General features: G+C 68.9%; 1 protein-coding gene. It reads left to right on the plus strand.

The window, feature by feature from the left end:
• The coding region (locus JT719_RS24385) for an ATP-binding cassette domain-containing protein (RefSeq protein WP_242693460.1) at positions 1 to 351 on the plus strand (351 nt) is incomplete at both ends.

The following is a 351-nucleotide window of genomic DNA, read 5'->3' on the forward strand; positions in this document are numbered from 1 at the left end:
CGACGCCGGCGGAACCGGTCAAGCCCGGCGCGGTTTATCCGGTCATCGAGTTCGAGCGGGTCACCGTCCGCTACGGCAAGGATGCCGGCGCGACGCAGGCCCTCGCCGAGAGCAGCTTCCACATCGACAAGGGCGACTTCATCGCGTTGGTCGGCCCGTCCGGCTGCGGCAAGTCCACGCTCCTGCGCCTGATCGCCGGGCTGGAGGATGTGTCGTCCGGCACCATCAGCATCGACGGGAAGGACGCCACCCGCCTGCCGCCGGCCGGGCGCGGGCTGGCCATGGTGTTCCAGTCCTACGCGCTCTACCCGCACATGACCGTGCGCAACAACATCGCCTTCCCGCTGAAGA

This window comes from Sabulibacter ruber, assembly GCF_017355955.1.
GTDB lineage: Bacteria > Bacteroidota > Bacteroidia > Cytophagales > Hymenobacteraceae > Nibribacter > Nibribacter ruber_A.